This is a genomic window from Bradyrhizobium sp. IC3123 (assembly GCF_020193625.1).
GTDB lineage: Bacteria > Pseudomonadota > Alphaproteobacteria > Rhizobiales > Xanthobacteraceae > Bradyrhizobium > Bradyrhizobium yuanmingense.
Map to the genome: position 1 here is coordinate 735620 of NZ_JADYVF010000001.1, position 19801 is coordinate 755420.

The window sequence follows — 19801 nt, forward strand, 5'->3', positions numbered from 1 at the left end:
TGATCCGGAAAAGTGGGTACCGGTTTTCCGAAGAGATCATGCGAAAGTAAAGGTCACACGGATGCGCTGCCCGAACTGCAACAGTCTCGATACGCAGGTAAAGGACTCGCGTCCGACCGAGGACTCGTCCGTAATCCGCAGGCGGCGCGTGTGCGTCGCCTGCAATTTCCGCTTCACCACCTTCGAGCGCGTGCAGCTGCGCGAGCTCACGGTGATCAAACGCAACGGCCGCCGCGTGCCGTTCGATCGCGACAAGCTGATGCGCTCGGTGCAGATCTCACTTCGCAAGCGGCAGGTCGAGCCGGAGCGCGTCGAGAAGATGGTCTCCACCATCGTGCGCGAGCTTGAGACCGGAGGCGAGGCCGAGATCTCCTCGGAGGTGATCGGCGAGACCGTGATGGAGCATCTGCGCACGCTCGACGACGTCGCCTATGTGCGCTTTGCCTCGGTCTACCGCAATTTCCGCGAGGCCAAAGATTTCGCCGACGTGCTCGGCGAGCTCTCCGGCGAGGAGGAAGCGCGGCTCGCCGCGATCCGCAAATGATCTTCCGCATCCTGGAAGACCAGTTCGCGCAGAAGGCCCGCGAGGCCAAGGATGCTGATCGCCGTTTCATGGAGCTGGCGCTTGCGCTCGGTCGGCGCGGGCAGGGCCGGACCTGGCCCAATCCGGCCGTGGGCGCCGTCATCGTCAAGGACGGCGTCATCGTCGGCCGCGGCTGGACGCAAGCAGGCGGACGTCCGCACGGTGAGCCCGAGGCGTTGCGGCGGGCGGGCGAAGCAGCGCGGGGCGCCACGCTCTACGTCACGCTGGAGCCGTGCTCGCATTTCGGCAAGTCGCCGCCTTGCGCCGATGCTGTGATCGCCGCCGGCATCAAGCGCGTGGTGGCGGCGATCGAGGACCCCAATCCGGAAGTTGCGGGCCAGGGCCATGCGCGCCTGCGCGCCGCCGGCATCAATGTGGACGTCGGTCTGTGCGCGGCGGAGGCCGCGTTCGACCATGCCGGCCATTTCCGCCGCATCCGTGACCAGCGTCCTCATGTGATCCTGAAGCTCGCGGTCTCGCCTGACGGCAAGATCGGTGCGGCCGGCGGCAAGCCGCTTGCGATCACGGGGGAGGCGGCACGCAACCGCGTGCATCTGCTCCGCGCGCAAAGCGATGCCATCCTGGTCGGCATCGGCACGGTGCTGGCGGATGATCCGCAGCTCAACTGCCGCCTGCCGGGCATGGCGGCGCGCTCGCCGGTGCGTGTGGTGCTCGACCGGAGCCTGCGCATTCCCGCATCGAGCCAGCTGGTTCGGTCCGCGCGCGAGACGCCGCTTTGGGTGATCGCGTCCGAGCTTGCGGAAGCGGCCGCCGCGACGCGCCTTGGCGCGGCCGGTGCGCAAATCATGCGCATGCCTCCGGGGAGTGCATCCGGGCTCGATCTTTCGGCCGTGCTGCATGCGCTGGCGGACAAGGGCATCACACGGCTGATGGTCGAGGGCGGCAGCCGCGTTGCGGCATCGTTCGTCGCGGCCGATCTCGTCGACGAGGTCTGGCTGTTCCGCGGAGCGGAAGCGGTCGGCGAAGGCGGCGTCGATGCGCTCGATGCATTGCCCCTGTCGAAAATCACGCAGTCGCCGGCCTACAAGGTTCATGCTAGCGAGACCTGCGGCAAGGATAACCTCACCATCTACGAGCGCGCGTAATGTTCACCGGCATTGTCACCGATATCGGCGAGATCGTCAGCTTCACGCCAACGGCGCCGGGGCAGCTGCACCGGCTGCGGATCGCCTGCCGCTACGATCAGAGCACGATTGCGGACGGCGCCTCGATCGCCTGCAACGGTGTGTGCCTGACCGTGGTTGCCTCGGGCGTTGCGGATGGCAGGGACTCCAAGCAAAGGACCTGGTTCGACGTTGACACCGCGGCCGAGACGCTGGCGCTGACGACGGCCAAGCACTGGAAGGTCGGCACCAGGCTCAACCTCGAGCGCGCGCTGAAGATCGGCGATGAGCTCGGCGGCCATATCGTCGCCGGCCACGCCGATGGCATTGCAACCATCGTCAGCCGGGAGGACTTGCCGGATATGGCGCGGTTCGTGCTCTCGACGACGCGGGAGCTGGCACGGTTCATCGCCACCAAGGGCTCGATCACGCTCGACGGCGTCTCGCTGACGATCAATACGGTTGCAGACGTGACCTTTTCGGTGCTGATCATTCCGCACACGCTCGATGTCACGACGATCGGCAGCTGGAAGGCCGGGGATGAGGTTAATATCGAGGTCGACCTGATGGCCCGCTACGCGGCGCGGCTGACGGAAATGACGGTCTCTTAGAACTTGGCTTACCTGCTTCCGGCGACTACATAGCGCCGACCCCTTTCGAAACGGATTGAACGATGGCAGACGCGCGGCGCGCACCCCTGAAGGACCAGACCGACATTTCCGGCGCGCGCGCGCTGATTGTCGAGGCGCGGTTCTATGACGATCTCCAGGATGCGCTGCTGGACGGCGCGGTGGCCGAGTTGAAGGCGGCCGGCCTGACCCACGACGTCATTACGGTTCCCGGTGCGCTGGAGATCCCCGCGGCAGTCGCCATCGCGGTCGATGCCGCGGCGGCGAACGGCAGGCCCTATGATGCGGTGATCGCGCTCGGCTGCGTGATCCGCGGCGACACCATTCATTTCGAGATCGTCTCGCAGGAATCCTCGCGCGCGCTGATGGACCTCGCCGTGGCGCGGAAGCTGCCGCTCGGCAACGGCATCCTCACCGTCAACACCGAGGCGCAGGCCTGGGCGCGGGCGCGTGCCAGCGAGCTCAACAAGGGCGGCGATGCCGCGCGCGCCGCGCTTGCGATGCTGCGCATTAAACGCCGCCTGGCGCAGGCCTGAAGCCATGGCCGATAACACCAAGAAGCCGACAGGCGTTGTCGAGAAGAAGGCGAACCGGCGCGGTGCGGCACGGCTCGCAGCCGTGCAGGCACTGTACCAGATGGACATCGCCGGTGCGGGCATCAACGACATCTTTGCCGAATTCGAAAGCCATTGGCTCGGCAACGAGGTCGAGGGCGAGACGTATCTGCCGGCGGAAGCCGCCTTTTTCCGCGACGTCGTCTCCGGCGTCGTGCGCGACCAGAAGAAGCTCGATCCACTGATCGACGAGGCGCTGTCGAAGGGCTGGCCGCTCAAGCGGATCGAGGCGATCCTGCGGGCAGTGCTGCGGGCAGGAGCCTATGAGCTCCAGCATCGCAAGGACGTGCCGGGCCGGGTGGTGGTCTCCGAATATGTCGACGTCGCCAATGCTTTCGTCGACCGCGAGGAGACCGGCATGGTCAACGCCGTGCTCGACCAGATCGGCCGGCAGTTTCGCGGCGACGAGTTCGGGCGGGGGTAGTTTCCCGCGAGGGCGGTGAAGTGATGCGAGACGACTGCCCCATTCTCCGTCGTCATCACCCGCGAAGGCGGGTGATCCAGTACGCCGCGGCCTATCGGGCTAACACGACTGTCTCTCGAATACTGGATCGCCCGGTCAAGCCGGGCGATGACAGCGGTGGATGGGGCTGACGCCGATGGAAACCACACAAAATCCCTCCGGCGAAGACTCCCTCATCGCGCGCTATTTCAAACCGCTGGCGACCGATCCCGGCGCGTTCGGGTTGGTCGACGACGCGGCGGTGCTGTCCTCGTCCGGCGAGGACATCGTCGTCACCACCGACGCGGTGGTGGAGGGCGTGCATTATCTTGCCGGCGATCCGCCTGACAACATCGCGCGCAAGGCGCTGCGGGTGAACCTGTCCGATCTCGCGGCGAAAGGAGCGACGCCGGCAGGCTTCGTGCTGACGCTGGCGCTGCGCAGCAAGGAGGATGCCTGGCTGCGTCCCTTTGCGGACGCGCTGGGCGAGGATGCGAAGACCTTCGCTTGTCCTCTGCTCGGTGGCGACACGGTGTCGACGCCGGGCCCGCAGATGATCTCGATCACCGCCTTCGGCCGTGTGCCTCAGGGGCGGATGATCGGCCGCACCGGCGCAAGGCCGGGCGACCGCGTCCTGGTCACGGGCACGATCGGCGATGCCGCGCTCGGCCTCGACGTGCTCAAAGGCGGGGCTGCCGCCAGCGCGCTGACCTCCGATCCCGCGGCACGGGATTTTCTGGTCTCGCGCTATCGGGTGCCGCAGCCACGCAACGTGCTGGCGCCGGCCCTGCGCGATCATGCCACCGCGGCGATGGACGTCTCCGACGGGCTCGCCGGCGATCTGACCAAGCTCTGCGCCGCCTCCGGGGTCTCGGCCTCGGTCGACGTGACGAGCCTGCCACTCTCTGCCGCGGCAGCCGGCCTTCGCGCCCGCAACGTCGCGTCTGTCGAGACGCTGCTTGCCGGGGGCGACGACTACGAGGTGCTCTGCACCGTTCCGCCGGCACAATGCGAGACGCTGATTGCCGCGGGGCAGTCCCTCGGCGTTGCCGTGACTGCAATCGGTACCATCACGGAGGGGCAGAAGCCGCTGCGCTTCCTGGACGGGCAGGGCCAGGATCTGCTTTTGACGCGGCTGTCCTACAGCCACTTCTAGGAATTGCTCCAAACCGGCATCTGAGTTCTCAGCGCTTGGTCCTAAATACCTGCCAAGATCGGCCTTTTCGGGCTGATCCGGCGTTGCACCCTCAATGTGATTTTGGCAAGCTCGCGGCCGACTGGAGCCGTCCCTTAAGGGCAAGGGGGCGGCTTTGTTCAAAATCAAGGCGCTGCACCGCACGACGGACAACAAAAGGCGCCGGGGGTACATCAAGGATCTGAGGCAAACATCACATGACAGCATTATGGTTGATAGTGCTCTGCGGAGCGCTTTCCGTCGCCTACGCGATTTGGGCGACGTCTTCGGTCTTGGGCGCGGATGCGGGGTCGCCGCGCATGCAGGAGATCGCAGGGGCGGTGCGCGAAGGCGCACAAGCCTATCTCCGGCGGCAATACACCACGATCGGTATCGTCGGCATCGTCATCTTCGTGCTGCTTGCCTATTTCCTCGGGCTCTATGTCGCGATCGGTTTCGCCATCGGCGCGATCCTGTCCGGCGCTGCGGGCTTCATCGGCATGAACGTCTCGGTCCGCGCCAATGTGCGCACCGCCCAGGCCGCGACGACGTCGCTGGCCGGCGGCCTGGAGCTCGCCTTCAAGGCGGGCGCCATCACCGGCCTTCTGGTGGCGGGTCTGGCGCTGCTCGGCGTGACGCTCTATTTCGGCTTCCTGGTCCATTCGCTGAAGCTCGCGCCGGATAGCCGCGTCGTCGTCGATGCCCTGGTGGCGCTCGGCTTCGGCGCCTCGCTGATCTCGATCTTCGCCCGTCTCGGCGGCGGCATCTTCACCAAGGGTGCGGACGTCGGCGGCGACCTCGTCGGCAAGGTCGAGGCCGGCATTCCCGAGGATGACCCGCGCAACCCTGCGACCATCGCCGACAACGTCGGCGACAACGTCGGCGACTGCGCCGGCATGGCCGCCGACCTGTTCGAGACCTATGCGGTGACCGCGGTCGCCACCATGGTCCTGGCGGCGATCTTCTTCGCCAAGACGCCGATCCTCGCCAACATGATGACGCTGCCGCTCGCGATCGGCGGCATCTGCATCATCACCTCGATCATCGGCACCTTCTTCGTCAAGCTCGGGCCGAGCCAGTCGATCATGGGCGCGCTTTACAAGGGCCTGATCGCAACGGGCATCCTGTCGCTGATCGGCATCGCCCTGGTGATCTACTACCTGATCGGCTTCGGCAAGCTCGAGGGCGTCAACTACACCGGCCTGGCGCTGTTCGAGTGCGGCGTGGTCGGTCTCATCGTCACCGCCCTGATCATCTGGATCACCGAATACTACACCGGGACCGACTATCGTCCGGTGAAGTCGATCGCCCAGTCCTCGGTCACCGGCCACGGCACCAACGTGATCCAGGGCCTCGCCATCTCGATGGAAGCGACCGCGTTGCCTGCGATCGTCATCATCGCCGGCATCCTGGTCACCTACAGCCTCGCCGGGCTGTTCGGCATCGCGATCGCGACCGCCACCATGCTGGCGCTGGCCGGCATGATCGTCGCCCTCGACGCCTTCGGCCCCGTCACCGACAATGCCGGCGGCATTGCCGAAATGGCGGGACTGCCGAAGGAGGTGCGCAAGTCGACCGACGCGCTCGACGCGGTCGGCAACACCACCAAGGCGGTCACCAAAGGCTACGCGATCGGCTCCGCTGGTCTCGGCGCCCTGGTGCTGTTCGCGGCCTACAACGAGGACCTCAAGTTCTTCGTGGCCCGCTCCGCGCAGCATCCCTACTTCGCCGGCGTCAATCCGGACTTCTCACTGAACAATCCCTACGTCGTGGTGGGCCTGCTGTTCGGTGGTCTGTTGCCGTACCTGTTCGGCGCGATGGGCATGACCGCGGTCGGCCGTGCGGCCGGTGCGATCGTCGAGGAGGTCCGTCGCCAATTCCGCGAGAAGCCGGGCATCATGCAGGGCACCGACAAGCCTGATTACGGCAAGGCGGTGGACTTGCTCACGCGCGCGGCAATCAAGGAGATGATCATCCCCTCGCTGCTGCCGGTGCTGTCGCCGATCGTCGTCTACTTCCTGATCTATGCGATCGCGGGCGGCGGCGCGGCGGGCAAGTCGGCGGCATTCTCGGCCGTCGGCGCCATGCTGCTCGGCGTCATCGTGACGGGCCTGTTCGTCGCGATCTCCATGACCTCAGGCGGCGGCGCCTGGGACAACGCCAAGAAGTACATCGAGGACGGTCATTTCGGCGGCAAGGGCTCTGATGCCCACAAGTCCGCGGTGACCGGCGATACCGTCGGCGATCCCTACAAGGACACGGCGGGACCTGCGGTGAACCCGATGATCAAGATCACCAATATCGTGGCCCTGCTGCTGCTCGCGATCCTGGCGCACTGAGCGGCGCTGACGCGACAAGAGAAAACCCCGCGGCGTGAGCCGCGGGGTTTTTGATTTGGCGATCCGACGCTCTCCCGACGTCATTGCGAGGAGCTCTTGCGACGAAGCAATCCAGCATCGTTCCGCAGAGACAGCCTGGATTGCTTCGCTTCTCTCGCAATGACGTGAGAGAGACCTACTGCACGTCCATCTGCAGGCCTTCCTTCTGGATGATGCCGGCGAACTTCTTCGTCTCGGCGTCCACGAAGGCGGCGAACTGCTCGGGCGTGCCGTAGTCGGCGCGGGCGCCCATGGCGGCGATCTGCTTCTTGACGTCCTCGCGCTCCAGCATCGCCTTGACCTGGAGATTGAGCGCGCCCAGCACCTCGGGCGAAGCGCCCTTCGGCAGGAAGACCGCGAACCAGGAGGACACGTCGAAATTCGCCAGCTCCGGCGCGCTCTCGCGCATGGTCGGCAGGTCTTTGGCGAGGTCGCTGCGCTCGGGCGTGGTGACGCAGAGACCGTTGAGCGTGCCGCTCTGCACCTGAGGCAGGGTCGGATAGAGATTGTCGAACAGGATCTGTATGTCGCCGGCAAGGGCGGCCTGGAGCGCGGGGCCGGCGCCGCGGAACGGGATGTGCGTCATCTTCAGGCCGGTGAGCTGGAGAAACCAGGCGCCGGTGAGGTGGGGGCTCTGGCCGACGCCGGAGGAGGCGTAGCTGAGCTTGTCCGGATTGGCCTTCAGATACGCGATCAGCTCGGGAATCGTTTTGATGCCGGTCTTCGGATGCGCCGAGACGATGTTCGGAATCCGGATCATGTTCGAGACCGGCTGAAGCTGGTCCGGCTTGTAGCTGAGGTTCTTGAAGATGCTGTAGGCGATCGCGTTCGGGCCGGGGTTGCCGACCAGGATGGTGTGACCATCCGGCTTGGCGCGCACGGCCTCGGCGGTGCCGATCGTGCCGCCGCCGCCGGAGCGGTTTTCCACCACAGTCGACTGACCCCAGGCGGTTTGCAGATGCGCGGCCAGGAGGCGGCCCATCACGTCCGTCGAGCCGCCGGCCGCGGCCGGCACGATGAGACGAACGTTTTCAGTGGGCTTCCAGTCGGCAAGGCTCGATCGCGGTAGAATCGCTGCGGCCGAAAGGCCGGCAGCACCGGCGAGCACACGACGGCGGGACAACAAAGGCTTATGCACGAATCCACTCCTGCTTTTTGCTTTGCGGGAACCGTAGGGAACGGCACGTGCGACCGCAAGTCGCGCGCGACGACAAGTGCCGCGCAGAGAGCGGCACGACGACGCAGGCGTAAGCCCATATACCTTGCGATGGAATTAAGCGGCTTCAGGAGCCTCGTTCGACGCGCATTTTCGACGCGAAGCGACAAGCCGCTTCGATCGAATCCTTCGACGGCCTCAGTTGAAGCTGAGCAGCTTGAACAGCGGGGTAAGGTAGCTCATCTCCTGACCCGACGTCGGCGTGGTGCGGCTGATGAAGTCGAAGATCTTGCCGTCCTGGAGACCGTAATTCGCAAGCCGGCGCACGCGCCGGGTCTTGTCGAAATAGACTGCGATGACACGCTGATCGACCACCTTCTGGTTCATGAAGGCGACCGGGCGCTCCGAGCGCTGCGAGATGTAGTAGAACACTTCACCGTCGAGGGTCGCGACCGTCGAAGGCGTGCCCATCACGATCAGCACCTGATCCTGGCTCGCGCCGATCGGAATCTGCTCGAGCGCGCCGGGCGGCAGGATGTAGCCTTTCTGGAACTGCTCGCCGGTGCAAGCTGCAAGGGCCACGCCGATCACGGCGGTGGCCGCGAGCATGCGCAGGCCGCGCCAACAGGCATGAAGGCCGCGCCGCATGTCCGCGCGCAGGCTGATCTGGTTCGTTGTCGTCATAGCGGAACTGATTCCGTCCCCTTGCGTCGCGCGAGGCGCTGAAGTACCGGGCTGGGCGTCTGAATGCAACTCGCGCGCGCCCGCTTGCGGAAACCACAATGCTTTGGCCGTTCAATCACTTCAGGAAACCCCGGCGAACCCCGCCTGGCACCATTGAGGCCATCTATGGCATGATCGTGACGCAGGCGCGAGAACCCCTGTTTTACCGGGTCTTGGGTGTGCCCGATACGGTTAACGGGCGTTTCGACCTGTTGCTGCTGCATCTCTGGCTGCTGCTGCGCCGTCTGCGCGCGGTTCAGGGCGCCGCGGAGCTGTCGCAGGCGCTGTTCGACCGCTTCTGCGAGGACATGGACGACAATCTGCGCGAGATGGGGGTGGGCGACCAGACCGTGCCGAAGCGGATGCGGGCCTTCGGCGAGGCATTCTACGGCCGCGTCCAGGCCTACGACCAGGCGATGGAAGCCGGCGGCGAGGCGCTGGCAGCGGCGATCTGCAAGAATATCTTGAATGGGACCGGCTTCGACCAGGCGGAGCGGCTCGCGGCCTATGCGAGGGCCAGCGAGGCCGATCTTGGCCGGACCGACGAGGCCGCGCTGCTGCGCGCGTCCTTCAAGTTTCCCCGGGCGCTGTCACAGGATGTCACGCCATGAGCCGACCAGATACCGAGCGCGATCCCTGGCGGGCGCCCGTCATCGTTGCGCAAATCCCGGACGGCGGGTTGCATCGCGAGCTCGAGGCCTCAGTGGCCGAGCGGCAGGCGATGGCGGAGGTCGCGGGCTTGCGCGAGATCCTGTCCGCCCATGCCAGCTTCGATGTCGTGCCGAAAAGCGGCGGGCGGGTCCAGGTCACGGGCCTGGTTCGAGGCCGGATCGGCCAGACCTGCGTCGTCACGCTGGATCCGATCGAGAGCGAGATCGAGGAGGAGGTGGACCTGATGTTCGCCCCCGAGGCCGAGGCGCGCCGCCTGGCCGATCTGATCGAGGAGGGGCAGGACGACGAGGCGCCGCCCGAGGTTGCCGACCCGCCCGAGCCGATCACGGGCGGCATCATCGACCTCGGCCGGCTCGCCACCGACGTCCTGTTCCTGGCGATCGATCCCTATCCACGCAAGGAGGGGGCCGTGTTCGAGGCGGAGGTCACCGCTCCCGACCCCGAAGACCATCCCTTCGCCGTGCTGAAGGCATTGCAGGACAAGAAGAAGGGCCAATGAGGGGCATTTTGGCTCGCGGGCTGCCTTGCCAGGGGACGCGAGCCATTTGCCCTGATGGTTTGAGACAGCTGTTTATCTCTCTGATTTCAATGGATTTCTCGCGAAATCCGCGCCCGGCGGCCGGATTGCCCCGAATGCAAAAGGCTGGGGGCAAGAGGTTGTTTCGGGGGTACAAAACGCTATTGTCGCGCCCCGGTCCGGGTGCGGCGTGGCGCTTGGCCGGCCGCCGTACCGGTGGCGAACCCATTTTGCGGCCCCGCTGATCCCAAGACCGCACCAGACCAGGTTTCCAGGACTTACATGCCAAGCAAGGTTCGCATCGCGCTGGACGCCATGGGGGGCGATGTCGGCCCCGCCGTGGTCATTCCGGGCGCCGCCATCTCGCTTGGCCGGCATCGCGACACCGAGTTCCTGCTGGTCGGCGACCGCGCCAGGATCGAGCCCGAGCTCGACCAGCACCCGAAGCTGAAGGCCGCCTCCAAGATCATCCATACCGACGTCGCCGTCAGCATGAAGGACAAGCCGAGCCAGGCGCTGCGGCGCGGCCGCAAGACCTCCTCGATGTGGCTCGCGATCGACGCGGTCAAGAAGGGCGAGGCGGACGTCGCGATCTCCGCCGGCAATACCGGCGCGCTGATGGCGATGGCGCGCTTCCATCTGCGCACCCTGCCGGGGATCGACCGGCCGGCGATCTCGGCGATCTGGCCGACCCTGCGCGGGGAGTCCGTCGTGCTCGACCTCGGCGCCACCCTCGGCGGCGATGCCCACCATCTGGTGTCGATGGCGGTGATGGGCGCGGCCAAGGCGAGCGTGCTGTTCAACAAGACCCGGCCCACAGTCGGGCTGCTCAATATCGGCGCCGAGGAGATCAAGGGGCACGAGGAGATCCGCGAGGCCAGCGAGATCCTGCGGGCGCGGAACCTGCCGGAGCTCGACTATATCGGCTTCGTCGAGGGCGACGGCATCGGCAAGGGGCTCGCCGACGTGATCGTCACCGAAGGCTTTAGCGGCAACATAGCGCTGAAGGCGGCCGAGGGAACCGCACGGCAGATGGCGGAATTGCTTCGTCACGAGATGCAGCGGAGCTGGATGTCCAAGCTCGGCTACCTCTTCGCGCGCAGCGCCTTCCAGGCCCTGCGCGACAAAATGGACCCCAACAAGTCCAATGGTGGCGTGCTGCTGGGACTGAACGGGGTGGTGGTCAAGAGCCACGGCGGAACCAACGCCGAAGGCTTTGCCTATGCGATCGATGTTGGCTATGAGATGGCTCACTACGATCTCCTGAACAAGATCAATCAGATGCTCAACCGCGAGGGTGGTGCACTCAAATTCGTGCAGCCCGCGCCGGAGGATGTTTCGTGACTCAGATTCGTTCGGTCGTGCTGGGCTGCGGCTCTTATCTGCCGGAGCAGGTGGTGACCAACGCCCAATTGGCGGCGCGCATCGATACCTCCGACGAGTGGATCGTGCAGCGCACCGGCATTCGCGAGCGGCACATCGCGGCCGAGGGCGAGTTCACCTCGCACCTCGCCATCAAGGCGGCACAGGCGGCGCTCCGCGATGCCGGCGTTGACGCGCAATCGATCGAGCTGATCGTGCTGGCGACCTCGACGCCCGACAACACCTTCCCCGCGACCGCCGTCGCCGTGCAGCACGGCCTCGGCATCAATCATGGCGCGGCCTTCGATCTGCAGGCAGTGTGCTCGGGCTTCGTGTTCGCGCTCGCCACCGCCGACAATTTCCTGCGCACCGGGGCCTACAAGCGCGCGCTGGTGATCGGCGCGGAGACCTTCTCGCGCATCCTCGACTGGAACGATCGCGGCACCTGCGTGCTGTTCGGCGACGGCGCCGGCGCCGTGGTGCTGGAGGCGCAGGAGCAACCCGGCAATACCGCGACCGACCGCGGCATCGTGACCACGCATCTGCGCTCCGACGGCCGCCACAAGGCAAAGCTGTTCGTGGACGGCGGGCCGTCCTCGACCCAGACCGTCGGCCATCTGCGCATGGAGGGCCGCGAGGTCTTCAAGCACGCGGTCGGCATGATCACCGACGTCATCGTCGATGCCTTTGCGGCGACAGGGCTCAATGCCGACGGCATCGACTGGTTCGTGCCGCACCAGGCCAACAAGCGAATCATCGACGCTTCCGCGCACAAGCTGCACATCGCGCCGGAGAAGGTGGTGCTGACGGTGGACCGTCACGGCAACACCTCGGCGGCCTCGATCCCGCTGGCGCTCTCGGTGGCGCGCAAGGACGGCCGCATCAAGAAGGGCGACATGGTCCTGCTGGAGGCCATGGGTGGCGGCTTTACCTGGGGCTCGGCGCTGGTGCGCTGGTAAGCCACACCGATAAAATTTTGCCGGAATCCGCGCCGATTATCGCTACGTCTGCATTGATGTGCGGTGTTGACCGCCGTATCGTAAGCTCATAATTTCAGACAAGAATTGTTCGCCGTGAGGTGGGGCAGGGCGATGAGCGAGACCAGCAAAACCGTAACGCGTGTCGATCTGTGCGAAGCCGTCTACCAGAAGGTGGGCCTATCGCGCACGGAATCGTCTGCCTTCGTGGAACTCGTGCTGAAGGAGATCACCGACTGCCTGGAGAAGGGCGAGACGGTGAAATTGTCCTCGTTCGGCTCCTTCATGGTGCGCAAGAAGGGCCAGCGCATCGGCCGCAACCCGAAGACCGGCACCGAGGTGCCGATCTCGCCGCGCCGCGTCATGGTGTTCAAGCCGTCGGCGATCCTGAAGCAGCGGATCAACGCCCAGCACCGCACCAACGGCGACGCCACCCAGGCTCAAGAAGAGGCGTAACCGCCTTTCGGAAAGGACTGGCCTTTGGACAAGGCGCCGGATGCGTTCCGAACCATCAGCGAAGTAGCGCAGGAACTCGACATTCCGCAGCACGTGCTGCGGTTCTGGGAGACCCGCTTCTCCCAGATCAAGCCGATGAAGCGCAGCGGCGGCCGCCGCTATTATCGCCCCGACGACGTCGACCTGCTCAAAGGCATCCGCCGGCTGCTCTACGGCGAAGGCTATACCATCCGCGGTGTGCAGCGGATCCTGAAAGAGCACGGCGTCAAATCGGTGCAGGGCCTCGCCGACAGCGCGGCCGCGGTCTCCTTTGGCGCCATCGAGGACGCGATCGGCGCGAGCCTGATGGAGCCCGAGGACGAGGCCCCCATCAAGGGCATCACCGACACCGACGATGACGACTATCAGGGCGATGAAGAGGAAGGCATCGACTTCCGCTTCACCGAGGTCGACGACGAGGAGATCCTCACTACCTTCCGCAAAGGCGGCGCCGCCGTGCCCGCCGGCCCCAGCGCGCTCGACCGCGAGCGGCTGGAGCGGGTCCTCGGCGACCTCGTCGCCTGTCGCGAGATGCTGGATCAGGCCCTGAAGGAGGGCTAGGGCGGTCCCCGGCTTTGCGGGGCAGTTCCGGCCCCGCTTGGGCGGATACACCAAAATGCTGCGGCCTCGCCTTGCGCAAAGCGGCGATCCTAGCTAATGGAACGGCATTCGGAGCGTGGCGCAGCCCGGTTAGCGCACTAGTCTGGGAGACTAGGGGTCGGAGGTTCAAATCCTCTCGCTCCGACCATTTTTTCAACCTCTGTCGGGTGACCGTCGGCGTGGAGCGTGCTCCGGCCGCGACGATGCCTGTGGCCAGAAGCGGGGCCTGCGGTGGGCGGTACATCGAAACGACGAAAACAACCCCATGCACAGTAGCGATGTCATTGAGTCATATTGTTTTTCCGAATCGCCGCGTCGGACAGTGGTAGGAGCTGATCGTCCAGAGGACAATCACGGTCGAGCGGTCGGCTAGAGCCTCAACTCTTCACCATCCTCCTCGCAACTCCGAAACTGTTCGGGTCCGATAAGAGTTTCGATTCGCGGCATCAGGACGCTTCCATTCAGGCGAGGACAACATGTTTCAGTTATCGTGGAGCGAGATCTTCGTCCCGACGCATTCCATCATGGAAATGATCGTGCGGGGCACCATCATGTATCTCGGCATCTTCACCCTGATGCGGTTCATTTTGAAGCGACAAACCGGCGGACTCAGCATTCCCGATTTGCTTCTCGTCGTCCTGTTGGCGGACGCGGCGCAGAATGGCATGGCGGGCGAATACCACTCGATCACAGAAGGTATCGTGCTCGTTGCCACCATCATTTTCTGGAATCTAGCCATCGACTGGGTCGGGTATCACGTGCCTTTCGTGGAGCGGCTTGCTCGGCCGGCGCCGCTCCTGCTCATCAAAAACGGGCAGGTCCTTCGCCGCCACATGCGGCAGGAGCTGGTGACGATGGATGAGTTGATGAGCAAGCTTCGCGAGGAGGGGATAGCGAGTCCCTCGGACGTCGTAGAGGCATATATCGAGGGCGACGGAAATATCAGCGTGAAGAAGAAGCAAGCCTGACGACCTTCGTCTGCCCGCCGACATGATCGGCGTTGCGGGACTACTTGTTATTCTGCGAGGCTTCCGCCGGCTTCCCCAAAAGGCACAAGCGCTGATACCTCAAATACCCCATCGCCATCCCGTTGAAGGCGGTGAGTACTCGAGGTCATATCCACAAACGCGTCGGGTTTTCAATGTCACGGCCGTTCAAAAGCCGCCCGCTACAACACCTCGGCACGAACCTGAGCTACGCCGCGATTCGTAATCCCCAAGCTGCGCGCGGCAGCGAGCGAGAGATCGAGGACGCGGCCACGAATGAACGGGCCTCTGTCGTTGATGGTGACGATGACGCTGCTTCCTCCATGGGTCACGCGGACCTTGGTGCCGAACGGCAGGCTGCGATGCGCCGCCGTGAGGTGATTCCGATTGAATGTCGAACCGCTCGCTGTCTTGCCTTTGGAATATGAATAATAGGAGGCCTTTCCCGAAAAGACTCGATTGAAAGATCGCATGCCCGAGCGATCAGCCGATGGCTCTTGTGCGGTTGGAGGTGGCGCCTCAATCTGATCCTTCTTCGGCTGTTCGGGTCCAGCAGGCGCCGGCTCTGCCTGAGCCTTCGGAATGATGGACCACCGGTCATGGAAATCCTGTGCTGCAGCGCCGTTCGCGTTCAATCCGATCCAAGCAGGGACTGTCGCAATCGCCGCCATTCTGACGAGAAGATGCATTGTCGACCTCGTGAACGATTGAAGATCAAGCCGACAATGCAAGCTCAGAGGTCGCGTTCCTCAAGACGCGCAAAACGGTGATGACATACCGACATCGCGGAGCAAGAGCGTGCCTGACTGAGATTGACCACGCTCCGGTTCTGCCCGGCCTCAAATAATAATGATTTAATTTGTCAAAATTAAATATGCATAAATATTTAAATTGGCGAGGCGAGTTACCGCGCGACGACTGACGCGGTCGCGTCCCGGCGGAGGATGAGTCGCGCAAATACGATCAGCTTTGGACGCGGGCAGTGCGATCGTCATCAGGCCAGATGCGAAGCTCAAGAAGCATCGTGCGGAGCTAGATCGCAAGTGCCCTGGCTTGTCGCCCACCCAGCTCAAATACCCCACCACCATCCTTGTCGTCTCGTCCACCAGCACCTTCACCATTTTCTCCGACAGCATCTCGGCTGCGTTCAGCGCCGTGTTGTGCGCGATGGCTTCGATCGTGCTCACGCACATGAACGCTGCGAGCGCGGGGTCGAGCTTGCGCATCTCCTTCCGGTGACGTTCGAGATAGGCGCGCACGAGGGCGTGGATTTCGTGGCTGTAGGCCTCGACCTCGGCGAGGTGGCCGGAGCGGGGGATCTGCTCGGCGAGGACGCGGTGCAGATTCGGGTCGATGGAATGGGCCTCGATCGCGATCTTGACGGCCGGCGCGGTTGTCAAACTTCCCTTAACGGCTGCTGCTGCGTACCCGTCCCGCAAGCGACCTGCGGCACCGTTCCGGCGGCGCGCACTACAAGATGCTCGAGGGGGCCGGTGCTTTCCGGCGCCCTCTTTCCATCCACCGGACTCTCATGTGAAGGTTTCTCTACTCGCTTTGACCAGGATCTGTAGTAGGCAACCGCCGTCATGATCGCGATTCCCGCAGCTCCGACGAGCAGTTGAGCGAGGATGCCGTTCCCTGCCAACTGCAGGATGAAGTACCCGATGAAGGCCAGGAGAATGCCCACACAGAACACTTCGAGGGACTGCTGGCCGCACTTTACCAGGGGTCGCAAGATGGTGGCTTGTAGCCCGCGCGCATCGATCGGTATGAACCGGGCACCAAGGATAATCAGTACCATCAAATGAAGATAGCGGTAGGGCGCCAGATTGGTCTTGTCGTTGGGATTGAAAAGCTCGAACAAGGCAGGCGCAAACAAGGCCCGGAGCTGAGGCTGGTGAGCAGCTAACGTCATGATCGCCGCAAAAATCAAATAGGCAACCGCAACAACCAGCACGAACCTGGACCGCAGCAAGAAATGCAGACGCCCCGCACCGGTCAACGCGAGCCATGCGCCCGTAACAAACAGAAGCTGCCACGCCAGCGGATTGAAGTACCAGCTTCCCGACGGATAGGAAGGCAGGTTCCAATGGAATTGCCGCGCAGCCAGATATAACAGCACCGACCCGATCATGGCGGCGTCGGGAAATCTCAACATCAACCAGAGGATCGGAGGAAACAGGCCCATCAAGACGACGTACAGCGGCAGCACGTCCAAATTCAGAGGCTTGTATCGCAGCAAAAGCCCCTGCGTCATCATCTCGATCGGCGCGCTGGTGACCGGTCCGGCGTTGAACAGATCGATCAGATCAGGCGCGTTGAACCTCTCCGACAGGAAATGGATGAAAGCCAGGTAGATCATGAATAGCACGATATGGGCGGTGTAGATTTGCCATACGCGCCTGAAGAGCCTGCTCGTTCCGAACACAAAGCCTCGCTCCATTTTTCGGGTATAAACGAGCGCCGAGGTGTAGCCGGAGATGAACACGAACAGGTCGGCCCCGTCGCTGAATCCATAATTTCGGAACGAACACCACACCAGCACTGTGCCGGGCACATGGCCGAGAAACATCGCCCAGTTGGCGAGGCCGCGAAACAGGTCGAGACGCAAATCACGTTGCGGTGGTGGCAGCGCAAGCGCGAGCTTCATTCTGCTTTCCGTCGTGTCACGATTCACGATCGATGTCCGCGCCCCGGCACTCCGCCGGGATCGCTCACGCTAGATGGCAGGCAATACAACACCCATACGACAATGTTGGCGCGCTGAGGCCGGCGGGATATTGACCTGAGTCAAGCGGCCCGCCGAGAGCCCCGGTACTATGCATGGTAACTTGGTCCCGAACAAACGCGGTGCGCTTTGTGTCATCGGGCCTGGCGAAGTGGGCGCTTCCTCGATCCGTCGTGTTCGGACATTACGGTGACAGTGCTGGACTGCATTCTGGCGCGCCTCTCAGGGCGCAGGACGCTGCCTCATCCAAATGGGCGCGCTGTCGCCGATTTCCGTAATCTCAGGCTCCGCTACCTCAAATACCCCACCACCATCCGCGTCGTCTCGTCCACCAGCACCTTCACCATCTTCTCCGACAGCATCTCTCCGTTCAGCACGGTGTTGTGCGCGATGGCTTCGATCGCGCTCACGCACATGAATGCTGCGAGCGCGGGATCGATCTTGCGCATCTCCTTGCGGTGGCGTTCGAGATAGGTGCGCACGAGGGCGTGGATTTCGTGGCTGTAGGCTTCGACTTCCGCGAGGTGACCGGAGCGGGGGATCTGCTCGGCGAGGACGCGATGCAGGTTCGGGTCGATGTGATGGGCCTCGATCGCGACGGTGACGAGGCGGTGCACGGCCATCTCGATCGGCAGGTCGGCGACCTCCGCGAAGGCGGCGCGGACGACATTCATGATCGCATCATTGTGGCGATCGATCACGGCGGCGACGAGGGCCTCCTTGCTGGGAAAATATTGGTAGAGCGAGCCGACGCTGACGCCGGCGATCTCGGCGATGCGGTTGGTACTGGCCTTCTCGAAGCCTTCCTTGACCAGAATGCGAGCAGTTGCCTCGACCAGCGCGTCGACGGTGGCACGGGATCGCTCCTGCGAGGCATTTTTCCGGGGTGTTGTGGACGGTTTGCGGGCCACGGACTTGTGATCTGAATGCGAGTAGGAAAAGCGAGTGAATGCTCGCATTATATCGACCAATGGCGGCGGGTCGGCAACCCTCTTCGTCGCCGGGTCGAAACAGCCGGATGGGGATGTGGCGATGAGCGTTGCGAGACTTGTATCGGCCTTCCAATTCTGTCCGGGCGGCTGCGTATTCGGCGCGCGGGCGCCGCGCGATCCAGCACCAAGCCTGCAAAGCCGGGCCCTCAACCTGCTGCTGCGGCAGCTTCCCTACAAGCAGCAGCTTGCATCCGCCGAGGCGGTGCTGGCGCGTGTGCAGAAGCTGGCGCTGGCGCCGGCCTCTCACGAGCCGGTCGGGGTCGGCAACGTCGAGGTGACGCTGACCAAGATGGGCGGCTGGCCGGTCTACTACACCGAGCCGGCGTCAGGCCACGAGGGCTGCAACTACGTCATGTTCCTGCATGGCGGCGGCTACATCAACGAGATCGCGCCGGCGCATTGGCGCTTCATCGGTGAGATGACGCGCAAGGCGCGAATCTGCTGCGTCGTGCCGATCTACCCGCTGGCGCCGCGGGCGACCGCCAAGGACGTCGTGCCGGCGACGGCCGAGCTGCTGCGCATGCTGCTGGAAGACGCGGGCGATGCAAAGGTGACGGTCGTCGGCAATTCGGCCGGCGCTGGCCTTGCGCTCGCCGCCTGCCAATGGCTGCGCGATCGCGGTCATCGGCAGCCGAGCCGGATGCTGCTGATCTCGCCCGCGGCCGATGCCTCGGTCGGCCGTCCGGAGCAGGTTGCGATCGCGGCGCGCGATCCGATCCAGGATATTCCGGGCATCGTCGAGGCGGCGCGGCTCTATGCCGGCGAGCTTGAGGTCGGCCATCCCTTCGTCAGCCCGCTCAACGGCGGCTTCCACGCGCTCGCACCGATGACGATCTTTTCGGGCACCCGCGATCTTCTCTATCCCGACAGCGTCGATCTTGCCGCAAGGGCGAGGGCGGTGGGCGTGCCGGTCGAGCTGCATCTATTGCGCGAGCAGCCGCACAACTTCGCGCTGATGCCGACGCCGGAAGGACGGCGGGCACGCGCGATCATCTTGCGTGAAGTGGCTTAGAGGGAGGGCGTGATCATTGTCACAGAGCGCTGCCGTGATCGGTCTGGCGCTGTGTCCGCGCGGAGGGAATAAGCGGCCCCCGGGCGTTTCCTCTTGGATTGAACGTTCTGGTATCCGTGGTCTCGGTACCAGTGGTTTTGCGGGGCCTTAGGCGTGGCCCTTGATCTCATAGTGACCCGGCACGCATTTGTAGCGCTCGAGGCGCCAGTTCGCGTGATAGATCGGATGCTCACCCATCCACTTCGCGAGAGGCGCTTGTGCGCCGATCGCGCACTGCATCAGCGAAATTTCGGGTGTCATGTTGCTGTCGGTCACGATTTCCTCGACGCAACTGCCTGAGCTGGCTGCGCCCAGCCGGCAAAGCACGGCAACGACGGTCACGAACATTCCTATCACCTCGTTGGTTGTTTCTGACCACGAAGAGGATGCAAGCGGAGTGCCAGAGCCTGTGACACGCAAACAACACGCTGGCCTGGCCGACTCAATCCAGCGTCCACCCCCATTTGGCGATTCGGATTGTAGAAAAATTGCCATTAACCCGAAGCCGGACAAATACGGGGAACCCGCTGGAAAACACCTGGGAATGATCGATTATCCGGGCCGTGTCGCCTATGAGCCACTTCACAAGGCCCGCGCG

General features: G+C 64.1%; 22 protein-coding genes and 1 tRNA gene. 16 read left to right on the forward strand and 7 right to left on the reverse strand.

Translation table 11 applies throughout. The annotated features are described in order from the left end of the window. The first annotated feature begins 61 nt into the window (after positions 1-61). From nrdR to I6F20_RS03720, 7 genes are all read left to right on the forward strand, one after another. Positions 62-544 carry a transcriptional regulator NrdR gene (gene nrdR, locus I6F20_RS03690; RefSeq protein ID WP_011087793.1) on the forward strand — a complete coding sequence of 161 codons (483 nt, stop codon included), beginning with the start codon at positions 62-64 and terminating at the stop codon, positions 542-544. Continuing rightward, on the forward strand, positions 541-1689 hold the full coding sequence (gene ribD, locus I6F20_RS03695) for a bifunctional diaminohydroxyphosphoribosylaminopyrimidine deaminase/5-amino-6-(5-phosphoribosylamino)uracil reductase RibD (protein WP_036010471.1): 1149 nt from the start codon (positions 541-543) through the stop codon (positions 1687-1689). Before nrdR ends, ribD begins: the two co-directional genes overlap by 4 nt. Then, a complete protein-coding gene (locus I6F20_RS03700) occupies positions 1689-2318 on the forward strand; it encodes a riboflavin synthase (protein ID WP_057029743.1) in 630 nt (209 codons plus the stop codon). Before ribD ends, I6F20_RS03700 begins: the two co-directional genes overlap by 1 nt. A 62-nt stretch (positions 2319-2380) precedes the next feature. After that, positions 2381-2872, forward strand: coding sequence for a 6,7-dimethyl-8-ribityllumazine synthase (gene ribH / locus I6F20_RS03705; RefSeq protein WP_057029742.1), 492 nt, complete (start codon positions 2381-2383; stop codon positions 2870-2872). A 4-nt stretch (positions 2873-2876) separates the two neighbouring features. Further along, entirely contained in the window at positions 2877-3374 is a 498-nt protein-coding gene (gene nusB / locus I6F20_RS03710; protein ID WP_036010453.1) for a transcription antitermination factor NusB, read from the forward strand. 175 nt (positions 3375-3549) lie between these two features. Beyond that, positions 3550-4548, forward strand: a complete 999-nt coding sequence (gene thiL, locus I6F20_RS03715; RefSeq protein WP_225125129.1) for a thiamine-phosphate kinase — start codon at positions 3550-3552, stop codon at positions 4546-4548. A 236-nt stretch (positions 4549-4784) separates the two neighbouring features. Beyond that, a complete protein-coding gene (locus I6F20_RS03720) occupies positions 4785-6905 on the forward strand; it encodes a sodium-translocating pyrophosphatase (RefSeq protein ID WP_036010450.1) in 2121 nt (706 codons plus the stop codon). 175 nt (positions 6906-7080) lie between these two features. On the opposite strand, the gene I6F20_RS03725 is transcribed toward I6F20_RS03720, so the two are convergent. Together I6F20_RS03725 and I6F20_RS03730 are read right to left on the reverse strand one after the other, a co-directional pair. Beyond that, positions 7081-8082, reverse strand: a complete 1002-nt coding sequence (locus tag I6F20_RS03725) for a Bug family tripartite tricarboxylate transporter substrate binding protein (protein ID WP_036010447.1) — start codon at positions 8080-8082, stop codon at positions 7081-7083. A 216-nt stretch (positions 8083-8298) separates the two neighbouring features. Then, entirely contained in the window at positions 8299-8784 is a 486-nt protein-coding gene (locus tag I6F20_RS03730; protein ID WP_036010444.1) for an outer membrane protein assembly factor BamE, read from the reverse strand. Positions 8785-8882: 98 nt separating this feature from the next. On the opposite strand from I6F20_RS03730, the gene I6F20_RS03735 reads away from it, so the two are divergent. The 8 genes from I6F20_RS03735 to I6F20_RS03770 all read left to right on the forward strand — a co-directional run bounded on the left by I6F20_RS03735 (position 8883) and on the right by I6F20_RS03770 (position 14414). Next, positions 8883-9434, forward strand: coding sequence for a ubiquinol-cytochrome C chaperone family protein (locus tag I6F20_RS03735; protein ID WP_109143544.1), 552 nt, complete (start codon positions 8883-8885; stop codon positions 9432-9434). Beyond that, positions 9431-9994 carry a YceD family protein gene (locus I6F20_RS03740; protein WP_036025465.1) on the forward strand — a complete coding sequence of 188 codons (564 nt, stop codon included), beginning with the start codon at positions 9431-9433 and terminating at the stop codon, positions 9992-9994. Before I6F20_RS03735 ends, I6F20_RS03740 begins: the two co-directional genes overlap by 4 nt. Before the next feature lie 300 nt (positions 9995-10294). Beyond that, positions 10295-11356, forward strand: a complete 1062-nt coding sequence (gene plsX / locus I6F20_RS03745) for a phosphate acyltransferase PlsX (protein WP_036010436.1) — start codon at positions 10295-10297, stop codon at positions 11354-11356. Further along, positions 11353-12333: a beta-ketoacyl-ACP synthase III gene (locus I6F20_RS03750; protein ID WP_225125130.1), complete on the forward strand. Its 981-nt coding sequence runs from the start codon at positions 11353-11355 to the stop codon at positions 12331-12333. Before plsX ends, I6F20_RS03750 begins: the two co-directional genes overlap by 4 nt. A gap of 132 nt (positions 12334-12465) precedes the next feature. Further along, entirely contained in the window at positions 12466-12807 is a 342-nt protein-coding gene (locus tag I6F20_RS03755; RefSeq protein ID WP_036010431.1) for an integration host factor subunit alpha, read from the forward strand. A gap of 24 nt (positions 12808-12831) precedes the next feature. Then, positions 12832-13407 (forward strand): MerR family transcriptional regulator, encoded by a 576-nt coding sequence (locus I6F20_RS03760; protein WP_057029740.1) that lies wholly within the window; start codon positions 12832-12834, stop codon positions 13405-13407. Between the two features lie 109 nt (positions 13408-13516). Continuing rightward, positions 13517-13594: transfer RNA gene (locus I6F20_RS03765), tRNA-Pro, on the forward strand. Positions 13595-13922: 328 nt separating this feature from the next. Beyond that, positions 13923-14414: a DUF421 domain-containing protein gene (locus I6F20_RS03770; RefSeq protein ID WP_225125131.1), complete on the forward strand. Its 492-nt coding sequence runs from the start codon at positions 13923-13925 to the stop codon at positions 14412-14414. Positions 14415-14614: 200 nt separating this feature from the next. On the opposite strand, the gene I6F20_RS03775 is transcribed toward I6F20_RS03770, so the two are convergent. The 4 genes from I6F20_RS03775 to I6F20_RS03790 all read right to left on the reverse strand — a co-directional run bounded on the left by I6F20_RS03775 (position 14615) and on the right by I6F20_RS03790 (position 18071). Continuing rightward, a complete protein-coding gene (locus I6F20_RS03775) occupies positions 14615-15121 on the reverse strand; it encodes a septal ring lytic transglycosylase RlpA family protein (protein ID WP_036010404.1) in 507 nt (168 codons plus the stop codon). A 165-nt stretch (positions 15122-15286) separates the two neighbouring features. After that, complete coding sequence (locus I6F20_RS03780; RefSeq protein WP_225125132.1) at positions 15287-15832, reverse strand: hypothetical protein; 546 nt, start codon at positions 15830-15832, stop codon at positions 15287-15289. Then, positions 15829-17082 (reverse strand): OpgC domain-containing protein, encoded by a 1254-nt coding sequence (locus I6F20_RS03785; RefSeq protein ID WP_063822468.1) that lies wholly within the window; start codon positions 17080-17082, stop codon positions 15829-15831. Before I6F20_RS03785 ends, I6F20_RS03780 begins: the two co-directional genes overlap by 4 nt. A 368-nt stretch (positions 17083-17450) precedes the next feature. Continuing rightward, positions 17451-18071 (reverse strand): TetR/AcrR family transcriptional regulator, encoded by a 621-nt coding sequence (locus I6F20_RS03790; RefSeq protein WP_036010401.1) that lies wholly within the window; start codon positions 18069-18071, stop codon positions 17451-17453. 121 nt (positions 18072-18192) lie between these two features. Here I6F20_RS03790 and I6F20_RS03795 point away from each other — a divergent pair, with 121 nt between their 5' ends. After that, positions 18193-19164 carry an alpha/beta fold hydrolase gene (locus I6F20_RS03795; protein ID WP_225125133.1) on the forward strand — a complete coding sequence of 324 codons (972 nt, stop codon included), beginning with the start codon at positions 18193-18195 and terminating at the stop codon, positions 19162-19164. Positions 19165-19311: 147 nt separating this feature from the next. On the opposite strand, the gene I6F20_RS03800 is transcribed toward I6F20_RS03795, so the two are convergent. Next, positions 19312-19551 (reverse strand): hypothetical protein, encoded by a 240-nt coding sequence (locus tag I6F20_RS03800; RefSeq protein ID WP_025036674.1) that lies wholly within the window; start codon positions 19549-19551, stop codon positions 19312-19314. Positions 19552-19801: the final 250 nt, after the last annotated feature.